Annotated in this window: 24 protein-coding genes; 3 read left to right on the top strand and 21 right to left on the bottom strand. The window is 35.8% G+C overall.

Annotated elements, in window-relative coordinates:
- Nucleotides 1-25 precede the first annotated feature (25 nt).
- The 19 genes from UXI14_RS05090 to UXI14_RS05000 form a co-directional block, all read right to left on the bottom strand.
- Entirely contained in the window at nucleotides 26-1231 is a 1206-nt protein-coding gene (locus UXI14_RS05090) for a beta-ketoacyl-[acyl-carrier-protein] synthase family protein (protein WP_335965168.1), read from the bottom strand.
- A gap of 15 nt (nucleotides 1232-1246) precedes the next feature.
- Nucleotides 1247-1504, bottom strand: a complete 258-nt coding sequence (locus tag UXI14_RS05085) for a phosphopantetheine-binding protein (RefSeq protein WP_335965167.1) — start codon at nucleotides 1502-1504, stop codon at nucleotides 1247-1249.
- A gap of 1 nt (nucleotide 1505) precedes the next feature.
- Complete coding sequence (locus tag UXI14_RS05080; protein ID WP_335965165.1) at nucleotides 1506-2126, bottom strand: 3-oxoacyl-ACP synthase; 621 nt, start codon at nucleotides 2124-2126, stop codon at nucleotides 1506-1508.
- The gene (locus UXI14_RS05075) at nucleotides 2119-3273 is read right to left on the bottom strand and encodes a beta-ketoacyl synthase N-terminal-like domain-containing protein (RefSeq protein ID WP_335965164.1); all 1155 of its coding nucleotides are present in this window, start codon (nucleotides 3271-3273) and stop codon (nucleotides 2119-2121) included. Before UXI14_RS05075 ends, UXI14_RS05080 begins: the two co-directional genes overlap by 8 nt.
- Complete coding sequence (locus tag UXI14_RS05070) at nucleotides 3266-3715, bottom strand: acyl-CoA thioesterase (protein WP_335965162.1); 450 nt, start codon at nucleotides 3713-3715, stop codon at nucleotides 3266-3268. The genes UXI14_RS05075 and UXI14_RS05070 overlap by 8 nt, the downstream gene beginning before the upstream one ends.
- Entirely contained in the window at nucleotides 3693-4958 is a 1266-nt protein-coding gene (locus UXI14_RS05065; protein WP_335965161.1) for an ABC transporter permease, read from the bottom strand. Before UXI14_RS05065 ends, UXI14_RS05070 begins: the two co-directional genes overlap by 23 nt.
- Nucleotides 4951-5694: an ABC transporter ATP-binding protein gene (locus UXI14_RS05060; protein ID WP_335965160.1), complete on the bottom strand. Its 744-nt coding sequence runs from the start codon at nucleotides 5692-5694 to the stop codon at nucleotides 4951-4953. The genes UXI14_RS05065 and UXI14_RS05060 overlap by 8 nt, the downstream gene beginning before the upstream one ends.
- A gap of 9 nt (nucleotides 5695-5703) precedes the next feature.
- On the bottom strand, nucleotides 5704-6699 hold the full coding sequence (locus UXI14_RS05055; protein ID WP_335965159.1) for a BtrH N-terminal domain-containing protein: 996 nt from the start codon (nucleotides 6697-6699) through the stop codon (nucleotides 5704-5706).
- Nucleotides 6689-7096 carry a hypothetical protein gene (locus UXI14_RS05050; protein ID WP_335965158.1) on the bottom strand — a complete coding sequence of 136 codons (408 nt, stop codon included), beginning with the start codon at nucleotides 7094-7096 and terminating at the stop codon, nucleotides 6689-6691. Before UXI14_RS05050 ends, UXI14_RS05055 begins: the two co-directional genes overlap by 11 nt.
- A gap of 5 nt (nucleotides 7097-7101) precedes the next feature.
- Complete coding sequence (locus tag UXI14_RS05045; protein ID WP_335965157.1) at nucleotides 7102-7533, bottom strand: ABC transporter permease; 432 nt, start codon at nucleotides 7531-7533, stop codon at nucleotides 7102-7104.
- Between the two features lie 10 nt (nucleotides 7534-7543).
- Nucleotides 7544-7918, bottom strand: coding sequence for a hypothetical protein (locus UXI14_RS05040; protein ID WP_335965156.1), 375 nt, complete (start codon nucleotides 7916-7918; stop codon nucleotides 7544-7546).
- Nucleotides 7919-7976: 58 nt separating this feature from the next.
- Entirely contained in the window at nucleotides 7977-9107 is a 1131-nt protein-coding gene (locus tag UXI14_RS05035; RefSeq protein WP_335965155.1) for a beta-ketoacyl-ACP synthase III, read from the bottom strand.
- Nucleotides 9108-9130: 23 nt separating this feature from the next.
- The gene (locus tag UXI14_RS05030; RefSeq protein ID WP_335965154.1) at nucleotides 9131-9664 is read right to left on the bottom strand and encodes a hypothetical protein; all 534 of its coding nucleotides are present in this window, start codon (nucleotides 9662-9664) and stop codon (nucleotides 9131-9133) included.
- Nucleotides 9665-10204: 540 nt separating this feature from the next.
- Nucleotides 10205-11098 carry a lipid A biosynthesis acyltransferase gene (locus UXI14_RS05025; RefSeq protein ID WP_335965153.1) on the bottom strand — a complete coding sequence of 298 codons (894 nt, stop codon included), beginning with the start codon at nucleotides 11096-11098 and terminating at the stop codon, nucleotides 10205-10207.
- Nucleotides 11091-11336 carry a phosphopantetheine-binding protein gene (locus tag UXI14_RS05020; RefSeq protein ID WP_335965152.1) on the bottom strand — a complete coding sequence of 82 codons (246 nt, stop codon included), beginning with the start codon at nucleotides 11334-11336 and terminating at the stop codon, nucleotides 11091-11093. The genes UXI14_RS05025 and UXI14_RS05020 overlap by 8 nt, the downstream gene beginning before the upstream one ends.
- A gap of 1 nt (nucleotide 11337) precedes the next feature.
- Nucleotides 11338-12558 (bottom strand): beta-ketoacyl-[acyl-carrier-protein] synthase family protein, encoded by a 1221-nt coding sequence (locus tag UXI14_RS05015; RefSeq protein WP_335965243.1) that lies wholly within the window; start codon nucleotides 12556-12558, stop codon nucleotides 11338-11340.
- Between the two features lie 29 nt (nucleotides 12559-12587).
- The gene (fabG, locus tag UXI14_RS05010) at nucleotides 12588-13343 is read right to left on the bottom strand and encodes a 3-oxoacyl-ACP reductase FabG (RefSeq protein ID WP_335965151.1); all 756 of its coding nucleotides are present in this window, start codon (nucleotides 13341-13343) and stop codon (nucleotides 12588-12590) included.
- A 21-nt stretch (nucleotides 13344-13364) separates the two neighbouring features.
- On the bottom strand, nucleotides 13365-14495 hold the full coding sequence (locus UXI14_RS05005; RefSeq protein WP_335965150.1) for a WG repeat-containing protein: 1131 nt from the start codon (nucleotides 14493-14495) through the stop codon (nucleotides 13365-13367).
- 46 nt (nucleotides 14496-14541) lie between these two features.
- On the bottom strand, nucleotides 14542-16068 hold the full coding sequence (locus UXI14_RS05000; protein WP_335965149.1) for an aromatic amino acid ammonia-lyase: 1527 nt from the start codon (nucleotides 16066-16068) through the stop codon (nucleotides 14542-14544).
- An 89-nt stretch (nucleotides 16069-16157) separates the two neighbouring features.
- Between UXI14_RS05000 and UXI14_RS04995 the strand changes: the two genes are divergently transcribed.
- Nucleotides 16158-17390 carry an NAD(P)/FAD-dependent oxidoreductase gene (locus UXI14_RS04995; protein WP_335965148.1) on the top strand — a complete coding sequence of 411 codons (1233 nt, stop codon included), beginning with the start codon at nucleotides 16158-16160 and terminating at the stop codon, nucleotides 17388-17390.
- Between the two features lie 91 nt (nucleotides 17391-17481).
- On the opposite strand, the gene UXI14_RS04990 is transcribed toward UXI14_RS04995, so the two are convergent.
- Nucleotides 17482-18285, bottom strand: coding sequence for a helix-turn-helix transcriptional regulator (locus UXI14_RS04990; RefSeq protein ID WP_335965147.1), 804 nt, complete (start codon nucleotides 18283-18285; stop codon nucleotides 17482-17484).
- Between the two features lie 277 nt (nucleotides 18286-18562).
- On the opposite strand from UXI14_RS04990, the gene UXI14_RS04985 reads away from it, so the two are divergent.
- A complete protein-coding gene (locus UXI14_RS04985) occupies nucleotides 18563-18817 on the top strand; it encodes a DUF983 domain-containing protein (RefSeq protein WP_277900041.1) in 255 nt (84 codons plus the stop codon).
- A 735-nt stretch (nucleotides 18818-19552) separates the two neighbouring features.
- Here UXI14_RS04985 and UXI14_RS04980 read toward each other — a convergent pair.
- Nucleotides 19553-20356 carry a hypothetical protein gene (locus UXI14_RS04980; RefSeq protein WP_277900042.1) on the bottom strand — a complete coding sequence of 268 codons (804 nt, stop codon included), beginning with the start codon at nucleotides 20354-20356 and terminating at the stop codon, nucleotides 19553-19555.
- Nucleotides 20357-20737: 381 nt separating this feature from the next.
- Between UXI14_RS04980 and UXI14_RS04975 the strand changes: the two genes are divergently transcribed.
- Nucleotides 20738-21271 (top strand): dihydrofolate reductase family protein, encoded by a 534-nt coding sequence (locus tag UXI14_RS04975; RefSeq protein WP_335965146.1) that lies wholly within the window; start codon nucleotides 20738-20740, stop codon nucleotides 21269-21271.
- The last annotated feature ends 83 nt before the right edge of the window (nucleotides 21272-21354 follow it).

The following is a 21354-nucleotide window of genomic DNA, read 5'->3' as shown; positions in this document are numbered from 1 at the left end:
GTTTCGATTACAGCATTCTTCTTTTCTATGGCTCCTTAGAAAAAATGATTGCCGTACAATTACCACCAAAGCCTAATGAATTTGATAATACATTCCTGATCTCCTTCTTTTTAAGGCTTGTCTGAGGAATGCAATCAAGTTCATTCATGGGGGTGTTATGGTTCAAACTCGGAAAAACGACATTGTTTTGAAGTGCAAAAACTGCAAAAACGGCCTCAATTGCCCCTGCGGCAGCCAAAGTATGTCCCGTATAAGGTTTTGTCGAACTAAAATCAGGAATGTTATTTTCACCAAAAACACGTATAATAGCCCTCCCCTCTGATAAGTCATTATTTTCCGTGGCAGTCCCGTGAGCATTAATATAATCAATTTCATTATGCTTTAGTTTTGCTACTTGAATTGCCTTTTTCATTGCCAGCGTAGCGCCGTTTCCATTTTCTGATGAAGCTGTTTGATGAAAAGCATCGTTTGCGTTTCCATATCCTCTTACATATCCCAGTATTTTTTTTTTGCTCTTTTTGATTACTTCATCTGATTCCAAAACCAGAAAGGCAGCTGCTTCACCCAAGTTTAATCCTTTTCTATTGGCATCAAAAGGTGTATTGTGGCCATCTGATAAAATCATTAACGTTTTAAAACCGTTTATTGTAAATTTAGACAGGCAGTCTGCACCTCCTACAATTACCCTGTCTAGTTTTCCTGATTTTATAAGCCTTGCCCCCAACATAATTGCATTGGCTCCAGATGAACATGCCGTACTTATAGATGTAATCATGGATTGTTGTATGCCTATATATTGTGCAATTTTATGGGTAGAATCGCCAATAGGATGGGCTTCAATATATTTTTGAACACTTTTATCTTCCAAGTATCTGTAATAATACTTTTCTGTCATATCCATTCCCCCAACACTGCTAGCCGATATAAGGCCTGTTCTATACATGTTTATATTGGTTATTCCTGCATTATTTATGGCCTGTTTAGCTGCGTATGCACCCAACAGTGCAGTTCGGGTATAGTTGTTATCTACAGAAAGATCTAAATGCTGTGCCAATTCTTGGTTTGTGGCGCTTATTTCGCCAACAAGTATACTATCCTTATGGACTGTATCTATTTTTTTAACCTTAGAAATACCGGTATTTTCTTCAATGAGCGACGTATAGGTTTCTTCCAAATTATTTCCTATTGCAGAAATAATTCCCATGCCCGTAATTGCTATGCCCTTGCCCATTGAATTTGATATTAATTATTTGGACCGGTTTTCTGAAATATATTTGGCCATTACCTCTATTGACTGAAAAATAGCCCTCCCTTCTTTGGGGTCGGATAATTTTATTCCATATACTTTATCCATCAAAACTATAAGCTCTAATGCATCAATAGAGTCTAAGCCTAGCCCTTCTCCAAAAAGCGCATCGTTATCGGCTATATCGTCGGCAGTCATATCTTCAATATTAAGCTGATCGAGTATCTTATTTTTTAATTCCAGTTTTAAAGCATCCATATTATTTGTTATAAAGTCTATAAATTTCTTCTTCGTTGTGTTTAATTTTTCCTTCAAAAGAAACTAAATACACAAATGCATTATAAGAATCTTTATCCATATCAACCCATCCGCATAAAACTTTATCTGCTTTTCCTGCCCGCATTAAGCTTTCGGCATTCAGGTGTAAATGAGTTGCATTAAAGCGGTCAAAGATAAAAAAACTATTTTCAGAATAAAGTTTATATTTTATACTTATCTCTCCTATACAAATATTGGGCAATGTATAAACAAAAACCGAAGGGCTCGCCCCATACCCTCCAGTATTTTCAATAGAAGCTTGGTGTTTTCTGTCTGTATCCAAACTAGAGGCCCTATTTGAAAACACGACGGCTATATTATTTTCACCTTCGGGATTTATGTCTTCGCTCTCGAATAATATATTTGAGGCTACAAAGGCAAGTTTACTGAGCGCATCCATTTTGTAAAATTTTGGATACTGGTCAAGCTTTTCTTTATAGGCTGTTTTTATGAATTTTAAAAATTCCTTCTCATTATCTTGGAAAACCACCTTATCATCCAATACAATTGTTTGATTCTTAATTGTACAATATGATTTAATATACCATTCTCTTTTATGCATATTGTACTTTTTTAAAAATTACGGCTGTATTGCAACCCCCGAAACCTGAGGCTGTTTTTAAAAAAATGTCGAGCTTTTGGTTTGCACCTTTTTTTATAATATTTATGTTTTGCGACACCCCCAATTTATCGAACCCTAATGAGGTATACAGCATGTTATTTTTTAATGCATGCATGCCTACAATAGTTTCAATTAGCCCGGAGGCTCCAAGTGTATGGCCAAAATAGCCTTTTAAACTATTAAGAGGTGTTTTGCTTAATCCTAATCTATTAAAAGCAATCGCTTCCATTTCATCATTAAACAAGGTTGCTGTTCCATGAGCAGAAATATAATCGATTTCAGCTGGTGATATTTTTGCCTCTTTAATGGCAATTTTAATGCTCCTGTATAAACCTTCCCCTTTTCTGGAGGGACCAGATATATGATTGGCATCATTACAAGAACCATCGCCCAATATTTCTACCGATTCGGTGGTTAAATTGTTTATTTTGCCCGTTACCAGAACACTAGCTGCCGCTTCGCCTATATTAATACCGCTTCGGTAAATAGAATAAGGTTTGCATGGTGTTTGACTTAATGCTTGAAACGATTGAAATCCCGAAAGGACAAAACGGGTTACCATGTCGCCACTAACAATTAAAACATCATCATAAACATTAGCATCTATATACCGTTTTGCAATAGCAACCGATAAGATTCCCGAAACACATGCGTTTGATACAATAATAGCATCGTTTATAAAACCGAAATGTTTTTTTATGGCCTGCCCCAAAACATGCAAATAAGACCTGTTTTTAGGAAAAATACTGTTTTTTTCCAGTACGTCTATGTTCCCTTTTGTTGTAGAAATTATAAGTCCTGTTCTTTCGGTTAAGGAAATGTTTGCCTTCTGAATAACTTGCCCTAATGAAACTATCATTATTTTTTCAAGGCGGGTATATTCGTTTTTCTTATCGGAAAAATCTTCAAAAATAGTATTCAAAGCCAAATTGTCTATAAGCGATGCGCAAAAGGGCTCGGAAAGAATTTTCTTATCATCGATTAATTCAAGTCCGCTTTGCTCATTCGTAATTTTATCTATAACATCATTCGAATTATTCCCCAATGCAGAAACTATATTGTTGTATGACAAGTAAGCATTATTCATTTATAAGCCCTATCTTTTTCTTCCATTCAATAAAAAACTCCGGCATATTTAACGACAGATCTCCTGAATCGTTTACAAAAACTTGTACGGTACTTCCAGTACATACCAATTCATTCTGTTCGTTAAAAACCTCATATCTAAAAATCAGTTTGGCGGCTGGGCTATCAACAAAAATTGTTTTTACGGTTGCTGTATCTCCATAACGTAATGGGCGTTTATGCTCTGAAGTAGATTTTACTATTGGTGTAGTGTATCCATTTCGCTTTTGATCGAGATATGAAATTCCATGGTGCCTGCCAAATGCTTCTCTTCCGTCTTCAAAATATTGAATGTAATTTCCATGCCATACAATCCCTAAAGGATCTGTTTCAACAAACCTGACCCTTACTTTAATGGTATAACTTATCTCCTTGTTCTGTTTAAACAGCATTTTTCTTTTCATTATAAATTATGGCAATTAATGTTGTTACGACAAAAAATAAAATCAGCAATATTATTTCAGGCAATATTTGAGCAAACCCGGCATTTCTCAAAAATACATCATAAAATGCATTTAGCCCCCAATTCATGGGAGATATCCGAGACAAAGCTTGCATAAATTCTGGCATTACAAAAACCGGGACCCAAACACCGCCCAAGGCTGCCAAAATTACAACAAAAGTAGCTCCAAATGGTGCCGACTGTTCTTGGGTTTTTGCAAGTGTGCCCAAAAGTATGCCCAAACCAATTGCAGCCGTTCCAGCAGCTATGGCTACTAAAAAGAGGCGTATTATTTTACCAGATATCTCGAGTGCCGGCAACCCCATTTCTGGAAAAAGGTAAACGCCTATGCCAAGCATACACATAAATTGTATGATGCAAACTAGTAAATATACCGCTGTTTTACCCCCAATAATTGTAGTATACGAAACCGGACATGTTCTCAAGCGGACATTGGTCCCTTGATTTTTTTCTTTTACAATATTAATAGATAATGGTACAATTATAAAAAATATGGCAAAAAGTGTCCACGCAGGAACATTATGTTGAACAGAATTAGGAACCAATGCTTCTGTCTCAGCCATTGGAGAAACCTCCTTGAATGTAATAATGTCTCCTCTTTCAAAAATGGGTTCACTATCATCCGACAATTGGTCTTGAAATGCTTTATAAATTGATTCGGTTTCAATTTTATAAATCATTTTATCTATTTCATTTTTTACGGCACTTTTAAAAGAACTTTGGGTTGTAGGGTCAAAATAGAGTTTTATTTCATTTTCAGGCACCGACCTGCCTTTATTTATAGGTACTGAATCTTCGCCCATAAATCTTTCTAAAATCCCATTTACGTTTCTCTCAACTTTTACTTGCAGGTTTGCAGATAGATTTTCAGGTATTACAATCCCGATCTGGTATGTCCCTTTATGCACGGCTTCCCTTGCTTGTTCTTCGTTCGTTATAGTTATTATATTAAAGGAACCTGAACTTTCCATGCCCTCAAGAATGGTTTTTGAAACTTCTCCTCCGTCATTGTTTACCAATACTATTGGAATTTTAATTTCCCCAACCGCTTTAAAGGTACTGTCTTGAATTAGCGTAATTGTAATTATCAAGACTATGGGCATAATAAAAAGTATGACCAGCCCACCCAAATCTTTGCTGAGCAATAAAATCTCTTTATTAACTGAAGCCCAAAATTTATGCATGGTCTCTTAAATTTTTTCCGGTAAGCGTTATAAATACATCCTCAAGATTATGCGCATTTTCATATGTATCGATAAGCTCTTTTGGAGTTCCCTTGGCAATTATTTTCCCGTAATCTACAATTCCCACCCTAGTACAGAAGTTTTCGGCTTCGTTTAAATGGTGCGATGTATAAACAATTGTAGTTCCGTTTTTATTAAGCTCTTGAAGGTAGTTTATAATAACATTTTTAGACTGGACATCTACGCCTACCGTAGGTTCATCTAAAAACAAAACTTTAGGGCTGTGCAATATTCCTGCAATTAAATTAATTCTCCTTTTCATTCCCCCAGAGAATGTTTCTATTTTTTTTCCTGAGAATTGCCCCAACCCTAGTTTTTTTATTATTTCGGTAATTTTGGATTTTAAAACAGCGCCTTTTAATCCGTACATACTACCAAAATACATCAAGTTTTCAAAAGCAGTTAACGAAGGGTATAAAGCGTATTCCTGTGGAACAACGCCAAGCATTTTTTTCAATTGCTTTTTATTGTTTTTATAATTAAGCCCATTAATGGTAAAGCGTCCTGATGTAGGCTCGATTAAAGCACATAAAATTGATATTAATGTGGTTTTTCCGGCACCGTTTGGCCCAATTATGCCAAAAATCTCATTTTCATGAACATTTAAATCAAAGTCCTTCAGCGAAAATTTATCGGTCCCTTTATATTTTTTTGATAGTTTTTGAATGTGAATCATCGTGCCAATTTATACTGCTTTTCTCAATTTTTTAAAAAATTCCTTTTCCTTCATCGCTAAATTTTCCAATTGAAGAGCTACCGATTCATATGATTCGCTTTTAGCATTTCGGTTTTTATAAATCCGAGAAGCCTCTAAGGCAAAATCCCTCCACAGATCACCGATAATGGTCATTTCTTTTGATAGCTCTGCTAATTTTTTGTTTTTAAGTACTTCCGAGGCCTCCTGTAAAAAAGCCGCATAAATATATCTAAAACCCCCGCCCCCAGTACCTATTTCTTCTTGCATCCTTACAATCTGACCTAAATAATGATTGGCTTTTTTCACTCCTCTTTTTTCAGGCCATTTTCTAATGAGCCTTGCTACCAGTTTCATGCCATTAACCCCAACTATGGGAATAGGCGCCAACATATCTTTGCATGTATTTTTTATCCCTTTTACAATAGCGCCTTTTAATTTAAGTTTTTTAGGGAAATCTATCGGATAATACAAATGCCCTTTTGGTGCAAATGCCCCTTTTGCAAATCTTACTTTCTCCAGTTGTTTCTCGGTAAGCTTGGTTGTGTTTTCCATAACCGGATCGCTCACAAGGTATTCGTTGTTCTCTTTTCCATAAACTACCAAATTATGGGCGTTAAAATGAAAACGGTACGCATCGGGAAAATACACTAAATTATACACGCCTACTTGTACCCCTACCGGATTATTGTTTTCTAGGTTTTGGTCTAACCGGGCCTTAGCCTTTGACGTGTTTTTGAATTTTTCCCGCTTAACTTTAACCCCAACTCGTTTTGCGAACCTATTGAATATGTGTCCCGGTAATATTCTATAGGTAATTGCAGGACCATGATTGATTTTCAAGAACGGGATATAGCAATACAAAAGCCCTGAACCTATGCCAAAGACCATTGGCTCGCTTACTTCAAAACCATTATATTTCATCAGATTTGATACCACTCCATTCTCGCAGTGCGCCGATTGATGGTGTGTAAAATTAATCTTCATTAGGTATTTCTTTTAATTCTTCAATACTAACTTCAAATACATCAGCATATCTTTGTAAAACTTTAATTGAAAGTTTTTTAAAATTTCTGGGCGAGAAATGTCTTTTCACCCTCCACCTACACATGCCAACATAGCTGGACAATATACCTATTTCCATTTTATGGAATTCCATATAATATACTATTGGGCTTGCTTTTCCGGTTATAACTTGTTGTCTTGCGGCTTCAATACGCTCATTAATTTCTTGTATCGCGTTTTTTAATGCAATGGTTTTTGCTTCCCACCCTGAGCTTTTTGCGGTTGTGTAATTCCCGTCCTCATCAACAGCATAATAAAGCTCTTTGGCATTCATGGTGTTTAAGCTACTTTTATCCTGTGGCACTTCTTCTTTCTTCATAAAAACTACGGTGATTTTTGAATAAACAAGTTTATCTCACAAGATAATAATTCTGTTTTAACCTCATCAAAGATATTACATTGTAATGTGGAAATACTGTGTTCTTCAAAGTCATACCTGTTTTTTTGAGATGCTTTTGACGTAATTTTGGTATTTACTTTAGGGAGCTTATATACTTTTACATTTTTAATTGCGCTTATAAAACCTATTAATTTTACATTAAGGTCATTGTCATAATAGCTTTTCCCTACAATTGCAGAGCATGTTTGTGCGGCATTTTCAATTAAGCCAATTTCAGTAAAATAGTTGTTATCTATAAAAATGCAGTCTTTTTTTATATGAAAAGAAGTTGTTACCTTTTCGGCCTCCAACAACTGTACTTTATCTACAAAAAGGAATGGTTTTCTATGTGGTAAAAATTGAGTGATATCTATCAAAATACGGTTTTTACTCATTTGGGCTTGCAATGACCGTTTTCATTTCGCCTATAGCAATTTCTTCACTATGAGCGTTTTTTACTTTTATTTCTACCAAAGTTACTCCCATAATTTCATGTAGAATATTAGCTTCAGTTGTTATTTGTTCCCCTATACCCACAAGTTTATTTATTGTTACTCTTTTAATTGAGCCGATGTACCCCGTTGGCGGCTCTTCTCCTTTTAAAAAATATGTATAGCCTGTGTGCAGTGCAACGGTTTGTGCCATGTTTTCTATTATCCCTGCTTCAATAAAAATGCCTTCTTTTAAAAAAATGTTGTCTATTGAAGGCGTAAAAGACGATATAATTTTAGTTGTTGCATAATCAACAAGTTTATTTACCATTACGAATGGTTTTTTTTGAGGTATTAAGTGTTCAATTTTATTTATAGCAATCATCAAACTAACAACATACGGTTAAATGTACATAAGCATAAGAGAACCTGCCGCTTTCTGGAACTGAAAGTATAATTGTGTCTCCTTCTTGTAGCTTTCCAGAATTAAAAAGCTCTTCCAACATTACATATATGGAAGCAGAGCCTATATTTCCAACTCGGTCTAAATTAGTAAACCATGCCTCATCAGGAATATTTAAGCCCCTTTCTTTAAAGAGTTTATTTAGCTTATCAGCAAAATAGAAAGATGAAATGTGTGGCAAAAAATAGTTTATTTTTGTTTCGTCCACCCTGTTTTTTTCAAAAGCCATTTTTAAGCTGTCCACTCCTTTTTCCAAAATGTTTTCATCGAGAAGCTTTACGTCTTGTTTTACAGAAAACAACGACTGTTTCAACCATTCGTCTGAAGGGTATTCGCTCCAAGACTTTAAGGTTCCGTCTTCTTGTTTTTCTGCTCCTGCATACATACAGGTTTCTAGTTCATGCGCATAAGAATATATTTCTATCCAGTCTATTCTTAAAGAAATGCCTTTTTCATTTTTTTTGTTTTCAAGCAACATGGCACCAGCTCCATCAGACAGCATCCAACGTAAAAAGTCTTTTTTGAATGCTATTATGGGCTGTGCTTTGAGTTTCTTTAAGTTTTCTGTTTCTTTATCGTATTTATCTGCCAACATCCAAGTAGAAATCCTTTCCGATCCCGTACAGACAGCATTATTAGAATTTTCGGCCTTAATAGACAAAAAGCCATATTTTAAGGATGCAATTCCGGCACAGCAAATTCCCGAGGCCGAGTTTAGTTCTAAATTCTTATTGGCCAGCAGTCCATGAACCATTGCGGCATGAGATGGTCCTATTTGGTCTGGAGAGGAAGTTCCACAGGAAAGGACCTCGATATCTTGACCGGTAAAAGAACCGTCAAAAAGATTTTCTACCGCCTTCCTTGTTAATTCGGCATTTGTGTGAGTTATATTTCCTTCTTTGTCAATCGCATAATAACGCTCTTTTATGCCATTATTACGCAAAACTATTCGACGTGCTTTTGAAGGTGTTTTGTTAATTTGCCCTAAAACACTCTCCATTTCATCATTGGACACGGCATTATTAGGTAAAAATTTGGAAACTCTTGTTATGTACACTATAGGTTTTTGGTTACCCATATTTAGTTCAATTGGTAAATTCTTTGTTTTGCTTTTTTTATTGCTCCATAAAATGGTATGTATCCAAGCAAAAATAGAATAAAAACTATTGGCATAATAATCCAAATAGCTAATAATAGATAAAATTTAAAAATTTTCAGCCAAAAATCTCGTTTGATGGTATTTGGAGCCCCTTTAGATTTTATATATTTTGCCCATTTATTAAACAACACATTTCCTCTTTTATCGGCAAAAAGTAAAAATGAACTTATATATGCCGCCTTTTGTTTTATGAGTGCACCGTTTAATGTGGGCAAAGTGTCATTTTTCAAATGATTTATTATAACCTCTCCATGCTTTGAAGCACCTTGAATATCTTTTTTTGAAACACCCGGTTTTGGAAATATATGCCAAAGGCGGTCTTTACTTCCTGTAAGCATCCAATGTACAATGGTTATTACGCTTATATGATTAATATGCTTATCCACCAATGCTATATTCCCGACCAACTGTGCTTGGCATGATTTTAGCGACCGTTTAATTTTTTCCTGAGCCATTGCCCACATATTCCTGCACCCAATTACGGTAACTACTGGGGTTTTTGAAAAAAGTTGTTTTACCTCCGGCATGCTTAAAAAAGAATTAACAGGAATTGACGGGCTCAAATACCATACTTGATACCCCAAAAGAATCAAATCGAACTTAGTATTCAAAATATGTTCGGGTATGGGTTTTAGTTTGGCAGGAACTTGTAGAAATGATTCGGGAAAAACACTAAAAAAATCTTTTTTTGACCAAGGGAAAGGAAATGGCTCCTCCATCTCTATTTTATGCCTTGTTACAATTATGCCATTTGTAATATCCATGGTGCTTGAGACCGACTCCATTATTTCAGACAATTGACCGGATTGAGAGTAGTAGACTATAAGTATATTTTTCATGAGCTTAACATTTTCAACAATCCCGATTAAAAACAGCGTCATCAAAATTATTTCAATCTCGTACAGAAGTTTTGTTCCGGTTTAATGTGGGATATCATTAAAAAATTTCTATATTTTAGTAGTTTGGGTTTGGTTAAAATTCTATTAGCTTCTTATTTATAAATTTAGTTTTTGTGTTTTATCCTCCCAAAAATCGTAGTAATTAAACCATTGATAAGGATACTTGTTCAACATTTCTTCTACACTTTCAACATAGCTTCTAAGCAACCCTTTTTCGTCTCTATGTTTTGCCGGAGACATTCGGGTATATAAATGATAATGTTTTAGGGTTTCTTTCATTACATACACAAAAGCTACGGGTGTTTGTAATCTTGATGCCAAAAGAAATGGTCCTGCTGGAAATTTTGCTGGTTTATTTAAAAAATCAATCTCTAAATATTTAGTTCCTTCAAAGTAACGATCTCCAGTAAAGCATACCAGCTCATTATTATTCAGGGCGCTGTTTATATGGTAAATGTGGGATAAATCGTCTTTAATGAGTATAAATTTTATTTCTGATTTGGAGGTAACCGTTTCAAGGTAATTTTTTATTGCCTTATGCTCACTGTCTGTCGTAACTATGTTTATCTGTGAATTTTCATCAATTTCATTCAAAAAAAACTCGGCTATTTCAAAATTACCAACATGAGCACTAATTAAAATGCCCCCATTTCCATCATCAAGAAGTTTTTTTAACTTGTCTATGCCGTCAAATTCATATGTGAAGTTATTTCTTAATCCGGCCGAAATTGCTGTTTTATCGATTAGCGTTTGCCCAAAAATAAAATAGCTTTTGTAAATGGCGATTATTGATTTAAGAAAGGGATATTGCCGCCTTTTGCTAAAATAATAATAGATGGCTTTATTGCTTTTAAATGAAAAAAGGAAATAATATAGGGCTACAAAATAAAGTATAAAATATGCCGCTTGGACATTTACGTTTTTAATAAAGAAAATAAAAATTTTATACCCTAAAACAGTACCTTTGGATTTCCCAGACCATTTAGTCATTTATCTTTTCTTCTAATAAATCGTAAAAGTTTTGTAGTGTTTCCACCCCTTTAAAATCCTCAGCTACCAATTTAATAGAAAAACAAGATTCTATGGCCACAACAAGGTCTACATAGTCCAAACTATCCAACTCTAAAGCGTCTTTCAATACTGCATCAGAAACCAAACTCTCCTGTTCTACTTCAAATTCGTCAACAAAAATAAGGTTAGCTTTTTCCTTAATCTCTTCTATATTCATTTTAACTTCCATTTTTCTTCACAATTAACGCTGAGTTTGTACCTCCAAACCCAAAAGAATTCGACAAAAATACATCTATTTTTTTATTTAAGGTTTTTTTAACAATATTTAATTTCTCTGTATCCTCGTCAGATTGTTCAAAATTTATATTGGGCGCCACAAAAGAATCTTGCATCATCAACATAGAGTACACTATTTCACTGGCGCCGGCCATCCAGCACTCATGCCCTGTCATTCCTTTTGTCGAGCTCACCATAGGGCCATTATCTCCAAATACCTTACAAATTGCCTTGGCTTCGTTGGCATCTCCTACCGGGGTTGATGTAGCATGGGCATTTATATAATCGATATCTTGCGGTGCTAGCATAGCTTGGTCTAAAGCCCTTTGCATTGCAGTTGCTGGCCCCTCGGCATTGGGTGTTGAAATATGTCCCCCGTTTGAAGAAAATCCATATCCTACAATTTCCCCTAAAATCGGGGCCCCTCTTTTAATGGCACTTTCATAACTTTCTATTATCAACGTGGCGGCTCCTCCGCTTGGCACCAATCCGTCCCTACCTGCATCAAATGGTCTTGAAGCTTTAACGGGATTGGCATTTGTTGAAAATACACCTAAGCCGTCAAAACTGCCCATGGCAAATTTATTAATCTCCTGTGCGCCCCCACAAATTATAAAATCCTGCATGCCACTCTTAATAAACTGATATGCTATCCCGATTGCATGAGAACCACTTGCGCAGGCAGCACTTATGGTAAAGTTGATTCCCGTTAATTGAAATATAGTAGAAAGGTTCATGGTTACGGTAGAATTCATGCCCTTAAATATAGCACCAGAACCTACAAGGGCTGTATCTTTTTTTTCTCTTATGGTGTCTACAGACTCTATTACGGATTTAGCTGTGCTGTCGTTTCCATAAATAATCCCAACTTCATTATTGTTTAAAAAATCTTGATCTAATTTTGCATTTTCCAGTGCTTCAACGGTAGCTGTATATGCATAGGCTGTTTCATCTCCTATACTTACTCTTTGTCTTCTAGACAAATGTTTTTTTAAATCCGGTAGCCCTACCATTCCCGTCAAGCAAGATCTATAACCAAAATTCTTTCGGTCTTCATCCAGAATAATCCCGGAAGTTCCATTATATAAGGATGTTTTTACTTCCTGTAAGTTTTTACCGATACAAGAATAAATTCCCATTCCTGTAATCACCACTCTTCTCATCACAATAGCATTCTATTTATAATATTATATTATGAATATATCCCCCCATTTATATTTATAATTTCGCCGGTAATATAAGATGATTTTTCTGAAGTTAAAAAAGAAACTGCATGAGCCACCTCTTCAGGTTTACCAAATCTATTTGCCGGAATTAACTTTCTTAACTCTTTTTCGTCCAAATCGGTCGTCATATCGGTTTCTATAAACCCCGGAGCAACAGCATTTACAGTAATATTTCTTTTTGCAACTTCTTGAGATAATGCTTTGGTTGCTGCCACAATAGCTCCTTTTGCGGCAGAATAGTTGGTTTGACCGGGTGTTCCTTTTAAACCCGAAACCGAGACTATATTTACAATCCTTCCGTACCTATGCACTAATAACTTTTGAATTAAATGATTGGTTACGTTAAAAAAGCCCTGCAAACTAGTGTCTATAACATTTTTCCAGTCGTCTGGCTGCATCCACATAAACAAACCGTCTTTTGTTATTCCGGCATTATTGATAATAACTTCAATAATACCTTCCTTGTTTTTTTCCTGCCAATCATCCAATTTTATTTTAACGTCGTTGATGGAAGCTACATCAAACTGGATTATTTCACCATTACCACCTATTGTCCTGACTAATTTAAGTGTTTCTTGCGCTGCACTTTCATTTTGATGGTAATTTATAAGAATATTATAATCGAAATCTTTTGCTAATTGAATACATATTGCACGCCCTATTCCCCGGGAACCTCCCGTAACGAGTGCATATTTTTTTAATTCTTTTTTAGCCTCATTCATGTGTATTAGTAGTTTTTCTGTTTAGTGCTTACAAAATAATTCGGCATTTTGAAACCATTTATCGCCCAGAACTTCCCCGTCTTTTTTAAGAAACCCCCATTGTTTATTATATTTCACACGTGCCAATCCGTTTATAAATCCTTTTTGCTGATTCTTGTCGAAGAATGAAAAACCAGCTGTAATATCATATTCCATAGGAATTACAAGCGTTCCTTCGGTAGTGATAAATCCCCACCGTTTTACCTTTACTGCTGCCAATCCATCATTTGAAAACACTTCAGCATCTTTATAAATAAAATCTACCAGCTGTTTTCCGTTTTCGTCTATATAACCCCACTTGTTTTTAATACTTACGGGTGCATATCCCTTATTAAAAGCTTTGGCTCCTTGGTAAATAGGCTCAACGACCCAATTTCCAATATTGTTTATAAAACCTATTTTTTTATTACTCCGGGCATACGTCAAAGTAGAACTTTGGGGAAAATCCCAAATTTTGTCAACGCCTTCAATTTCTTTAAACTCACTATCAACAAAAATGCCGAATACATCTCCTTTACGGGCCCAAATCCCATTTTTACTATAATTTCCAATTTCTTCATACAAAACTGGAACTGTCTCTTTTCCAGAACTGTTGATCAGCCCCCACAAGTCATCTTCTCTCACTTTTGCATGCCCATTATGAAATGGTTTTATTTCTGAATATTTCGGTTCTAAAACGACTTTTCCGGAAGTGTTTATCAAACCAACTTTGTCTTCTTTTCTAAAAAATGCAATCCCGCCTTCCTGAAAATCATAAAATTTATCGGTAACCGGTGTATGCAGTATTTCTCCTTTTCCATTTATATAATTCCACTTATCGTCTTTCAATACCAAGGCATATCCCGAGTTAAACGCTTTCACCCTGTCATACGCTGCCTTTATGGACCAGTTCCCCGATTTATCGATGAACCCCCATTTATCGTCTTTTAATGCTGGTGCAAGGCCGTCGGAAAAGCTGTCGGCTTTTTCAAATTGAGGCTCTATAACATATTGCCCCGAATTGTCTATATATCCAAAAAGATCATTCTGCCTTATTAAGGCCAGCTCCTGAGCATCAATATAGTGCACGTTAAGAAACAATAGAATAGCAAATAATTGCGTTAATGATTTCATCTGATTGAATTTTAGTGTTTGTATGCCAATAAATTACTTAAAAAATTTAAATTTCGCTATTCATTATAATCTCTTTTACCTTATTTACATATGGGTACATAACAAGATCTTCTTTAAAAGCCGGAACAACTTTTCTAATTGTATCGTACATGGCTTTAGTTTTTGAGGATACTTTATTCTGGACACCTAAATATTCTATGGCCTGCACAATGGTAATAAGCTCAATACCTATAACTTCAAATGTGTTTTCTATAACTTTTTTTGTGATAAGAGCCGAGTTTGTCCCCATACTCACAATATCCTGATTGTCGTTATTGTTAGGGATGCTGTGCACATACATGGAATTGGACAACATTTGGTTTTCGGCAGTTGTGGAAGTTGCTGTAAATTGCACGCCTTGCATCCCAAAATTGAGCCCTAACGTACCTAAGTTAACAAATGGTGTAAGTATATTGTTTAATTTAGAATTTAAAAGATAGTTTAATTGTCTTTCGGCCAGCATGCTCATTTTGGCCACTACAATTTTTAATTTGTCCATTTCTAGCGACACATAATCGCCATGAAAATTCCCCCCATGATATACGTGCTCGCTTTCAATGCTCACAATAGGGTTATCGTTAGCTGAATTTACTTCTTCTATTAAAATCCTTTCGGTACAATTAAGCGTGTCTAAAACAGGTCCTAAAATTTGTGGCACACAACGTAATGAATAGTATTCTTGTACTTTGTCTTCAAATACCGATACTTCCTCCTTCACATCATACAAATGGTGTTCCCTTTTTCTGGTCAGCGAACTGTCTTTTAAATGATCTCTCATTATTTTAGCGATAGCCCGTTGGCCAATATGTTTTTTTGTATTGTTTAGCTCCTGAGATAAATGATCGTCGTAGGCTTGTACAATTTCATTTATTGCTGCAGAGCAACCAATAGACCAATTCAATAGTCGTCGGGCATATATGGAATTCACAATTCCTATTCCCGTCATTACAGAAGTCCCGTTTATCAATGCAAGCCCTTCACGCAATACAACATTAATGGGAGTTATGCCTTCTGCCTTATACACTTCTGAGGCTTTTTTCCATTCTTCTTTGTAAAAAACTTCTCCTTCACCAATTAACACCAGTGCCAAATGAGCCAACTGAACCAAGTCCCCGCTCGCACCAACGCCACCATGCTCGTATATCAGAGGTGTAATGTCCTTGTTTATTAATACTGTCATTAATTCAATAACAGACTTATGGACCCCCGAATTCCCCAACGACAATGTGTTTAACCTGGCCAACATTGCCGCTTTTACATATAAGGGAGGGATAGGGTTTCCTGTTCCCGATGCATGACTTCTTATTAAATTATATTGTAGCTGAACCCTCTTGGAATCCTCTATCTTGTATTGGGCCATTGGGCCAAAGCCTGTATTAACACCATATATAATCTTATTTTCGGAGAATTTTTTTAAGAAATTATGGCTTTTATCAATTATTTTATATACACCTTCATCTACTCGAACTGTGCAACCCTGGAATAGAACACTATAAAAGTCTTCTATCTCCAATTTACCATTGAGTGTTAACATCTAAAAAGTTTAAATTTTAAAAAAGTAAAAATAAAATAGTTATTTTGGTTTACAAATTTATTAATAATAAATAGTACTATCCTATAGAAATGATACCAAATACCAATGTTGATGTTTTAATAATAGGGGCTGGACCCTCTGGTTGCGTTGCCGCTTCACACCTTCACAATAATGGAATAAATATCAAGGTAATAGAAAAATCCAAATTCCCAAGATTTGTTATTGGAGAAAGTTTATTGCCGCGATGCATGGATCATTTTGAAGAAGTTGATCTATTGAATTGTTTAAAAGACGCTAATTTTGAGGTTAAATCTGGGGCGCGGTTTTTAAAAAATGACATTATATGCAATTTTGATTTCAGTAAAAAACACACTCCTGGCTGGGATTGGACCTGGCAGGTCCCCAGAGCCGATTTTGATAATGTCCTAGCTTCCGAATTGATTAAAAGAGGTGTTGATATATGCTTTGAACATCAAGTTGTGGATGTGATTTTTAACGATGAAGGAATTTCAACAACAACCATAAAAGATCCCCTAGGAAACAAATATACCATCAAGGCAAATTATATTATAGATTCAAGCGGATATGGAAGAGTGCTCCCGAGATTGCTTGATCTGGATAAGCCATCGGCCATTCCAGAACATTCCTCCATTTTTACCCACGTAAAAGATGTAAGGCGCCCAAAGGGGCAAGAAGGGACACTCATTACTTTTGACGTAATCGACAAAGATACATGGCTTTGGGTAATTCCATTTTCCAATGGGGTTACTAGTATTGGCTATGTAGGAAAAACCGACTTTGTTGAATCGTACAAGGGCTCTACAAGCAAGAGGCTCTCCCAAATGCTTCAATTATCCAATTATTATCATGAACGTTTTAAAGAACTAGAATATCTGTTTGAGCCCGTATACATTAAAAATTATTCCAAATCGGTGAAAAAACTATATGGCAAGGGATATGTATTAACAGGGAACAGTGCTGAATTTCTCGATCCCGTATTTTCATCGGGGGTTACTTTTGCAACAGAATCTGCATTAAAAGCAGCAAAACTTATCATTAAAGAATCAAATCAAAATACAGTAAACTGGGAAAAAGAATATACTCAATATATTAAAGAAGGTGTGGATGTATTTGCTTCTTATGTAAAAGAGTGGTATGCTGGAAATCTTCAAACGTTATTTTTCCACCGTCCCGAAAATCCAAAAATTAAAGAGCAAATATGTGCTGTTTTGGCGGGCTACGTATGGGACAAAACAAACCCCTTTGTAACGAAACATAAAAGGATTATTAAAATGATAGCACAGTATCTTACTTTACAATAATCTTTCTATAAATATTCTAACCCTATGCCATATCTATATAAAATATCAAAAGAAAATAAAGACAGGGATATTCAATTCTCTGACAACACGATCAGCCTTTTATCATTTTTGACGGTTCCTTTCCGGTTCTTAATTTAAACCACCTTGAAAAATAAGCATAATCCTCAAAACCCAAACTATAAGCTATCTCTGACAATGACCCAACAGCGGACACGATCATCCTCTTGGCCTCTAATAATACCCTCTCATTAATTAATTCGGTAGCGCTCTTACCAATAGTAGTCTTCACGATTCGATTGAGGTGCTTTGGAGTGATGTGCATCTTTTCCGCATAATAAGACGGATATCTGTTAACCCTGTAGAATTCCTCCAACAGCCCTTCAAAGGCCCTGAATTGCTTTAAGTATACATTTGATTTTACTTTTTCAACATTTTCCTGTAATAAATACATTTCAGAGATTTCACTATATATCAAATCCGTCAAGCTTTGTAACCTCCTGTTTATCATATATGCAGCCTCTTTATAAATGGAAAGCAGCTCTTTAAATTTCACAACGGTTCCGGACAGCAATTCAACATCTAAATATAAAAAAGGAGGATTGTGAATGGAGCCATAAAAAGGAAAGTCATAAACAGAGCGTTTTAAATAAGGAGATTCATAGAAGTACTGATCATGAAAGAAAATATACCCCCTGCTATTTTTTGAAAGTTTCCAATAGTGGGTCTGTCCAGGTCTGAGCATAAAAATACTTCCCGGTTTTACCTCATAGGTGTTAAAATCTATTTCATGAAAACCAGATCCTGAGGTAAAAATCACTACCAAAAAGAAATCGTGTTTATGCAAACCCCTGATTTCACGATCATGCTGTACTAAATGATCTTCAAGGAGATTCACATAAAAATGCCCTTTAATTTCTTGTCGATCAAAATCCCTGAGTTGTAATATTTTAATATCCCGCATCAAACCTTACACCTAATATAATGTCTTAAAAGTACAAATTATAACTCCAATAGAACAACAAATTAACTATATTAAATACTGACCTTTGCCAGCATCTAAATAATTTAAAATGGATACAATGTTAAACATCTTAAAAGAAAAATGTCCCAATTGTAAAAGCAGTTCCGTTTTCTTAACAAAAGGCAATCCCATACTTTTTCAAATGCCAAAGATGAAAAAACAATGTGACCAATGCGGGTATAGTTTTGAAAGAGAACCGGGTTATTTCTTTGGGGCCATGTACATTAGTTACGCCTTGGCAGTTTCAGAAATGTTCAGCGTTTTCATTTTAAGCATTTTTGTGTTTGGCATGAGCTATTTATACACCTTGTCCATCATATGTATAATGGCTATTTTGGCAAGTACCTTTAACTTCAGGAAATCAAGGGTCATATGGATGTATTTGTTAAGGAAGCCTTCAAGCTGATTCGAACATCCCCGCAGCAAACCCTGTTTGGGTCTAAAACAATAATCAGGTAGATATTAAACATATTTTCCAATCATGGCAATATCCATCCGTTTTCTGCCAATCTCCTCATAGATATTTCCATGGTTTTTATAATGCAGGCATTCAACCCGCCCCGCTTTATTAAATTGACAAACCCTTGCGGTAAATAGCTATAGGCATTCTTCTTTAGTTATTCATTTTACCATTGGACAAACAAGTATTTTTGCACGCTGCACAAGCATAAAAATAATGAATTATAATTTACTGCTATTTAGCAGTTTGCATAACTTTTTTCAAATGACCTAAGGGTCGAATTAATACATCCGTATACCGTAGCTGAAGTAGAGAAATATTTATATGGAAATCCCTAATACCACGCAAAATAGTATTAGCCATGGAAAGATTTGGGGAAAAGGGTGCTGATAATGTAGCCCTCCCTAAAACGGACAGGAATATGCGTATTGGAAACGAAAGTGATTTTGGCTGAAGGAGAGTTTTGAGGGTAATAAACAGGTATAGAGAAACTATTTAAATGATTGGGAATTGCTATTAACGGATGCGGCTTTTAAGGATGTAAAAGTGTGGAATCGGCATTGGGCGGGGTATGGGGTATAATGAGTTCTGGGGCGGAGAATGGGTTTTTGCGTTTAGCATGGGAATCCATGCGGGATTTGGATATGGGCCAAGGAATGGGCTATGGATTGCATTGATTTTTTATTTTTCCTGCATTTGACTAAAAAAGAATTTTATGACCTCAAAATTCATCGCCGGGGCAGTCCAATGACCTACGTCCTTATAGGTTTTGAAAATTGGGAAGATCCTCTTTTCCCGATAAAGTTCCTGACATTGCAGATACCGCTCCTGTACCTTTGCCCCAATATTGTGGTTAATTGCCTGGCGTTCATCATCACTGTAGGCATCAGTAAATTGTACAGCATCATTTTGATCTAACTCCCCCATATAAATGAACTGAGGAATCTTTTGATAGGCATGAATAGCAAATTCTTTCCCGAACAGCTCCGTAAAATCATTTATCCCAATGGGATAATTTAATGAGACCCCATTGATTTTATTTTGAGGAAGCATAAGTTCTCCATTAAATCCCCCAATGGCCAGTGCTTTTATAAGCTCCGGATGAATAAAAGAAAACCGATTTGTAAACGTAGCCGAGGCTGAAAAACCATTCATGAAAATTTTTGAGTCAACTTTAATCCCCATAGAGTCCAATACCCTTTTCCCATCGTCTACCATGGCCAGTAATTGTAAGTCTAGGCGCTTTAGCTCAACTGATTTTTCCAAGATAACATCCCTGTCCAAAGCATGGGTATATATTAATTCCCTGGATGCCGGCCTCGGAAAAACCGGGACAAGCAAGGGTATTTTTAGCATCGTGGCGGCATTATTTCCTACAGAACTTACCGATGCCAAATCAATTGCATGATCTCTGTGGACCGTAATACTGTCCGAAGCCCTACCAGTGTTGTTTGGTTCCACCAGCAGGAATGTTTCTTTGTCCATAGGCGTCCCCTTTGGGACAAATATAATATAGTCGTGATAAAACCCCTTTTTAGGTTTCTTTTTGACAATTAATAAACGGTCCCTTTTAAATGGTTCTATAGTAGGGCTTTGGGCAAAAGCATTTAAATAAAAAATGGTCGATATCAAAAGGAGGGTCATTCGCATATAAAAACATATTAGTTCCATTTAGACGAGTCAAATGACAATTTGTTACCGTCTTTCAGTCCTTGTTCTAGAACATGATTGCCAGACCACTCAAGTCTGACCAATACCGCCCACAAAATAAAAAAATGAGCTATCGCAACTTTAAATTATTGTATTTTTACAAGGCACTACAGTTTGCATACATTAATTTTGCAGTCACATTAAAATTTAGGATAAATGCGTAAAATATCACTTTTCATTGCCACAAGTTTAGACGGCTATATCGCAAAACCCAATGACGACCTCAATTTCTTAAAATTAGTAGAAAAAGAAGGTGAAGATTACGGATACACGCAATTTACTGATACAATTGATACCCTAATCGTTGGTAGAAAAACCTATGATTACGTGCTTAAGGAAATTGGTCCATCTCATTACGACAATGGGCAAAGGGATGTGTATGTTATTACCCGGACCCAAAAACCAAAAGCAGGCAGGACAACCTTTTATACAGGAAGCTTGACCGATTTGGTTCAACAATTAAAAGCTGAGAACGGGAAGGGTATTTATTGTGATGGAGGTGCAGAAGTAATAAATGAACTTCTAAAAAATGACTTGATCGATACATTTATCATTTCAGTTATCCCCGTATTATTAGGTAATGGAACCCGATTGTTCAAAGACGGCAGGCCCGAACAATTGCTTGAATTTATCACTGTAAAAGCATTCGACACTGGGTTAACGCAGTTACATTACAAACGAAAAAAATAGTTAAGAGGTAAAAAGTCATGAAACAACCGCCTCTTATTTCCTTTTATCCCCACAACAGTGGTAATCGTTGAGGCAATACCATA

It is taken from the genome of Galbibacter sp. PAP.153 (genome assembly GCF_037029175.1).
In the GTDB taxonomy this organism is placed as follows: Bacteria; Bacteroidota; Bacteroidia; order Flavobacteriales; family Flavobacteriaceae; genus Galbibacter; species Galbibacter pacificus.
Note: the sequence above shows the minus strand (reverse complement) of the source record. Positions and strands in the feature narration are given on the sequence as shown.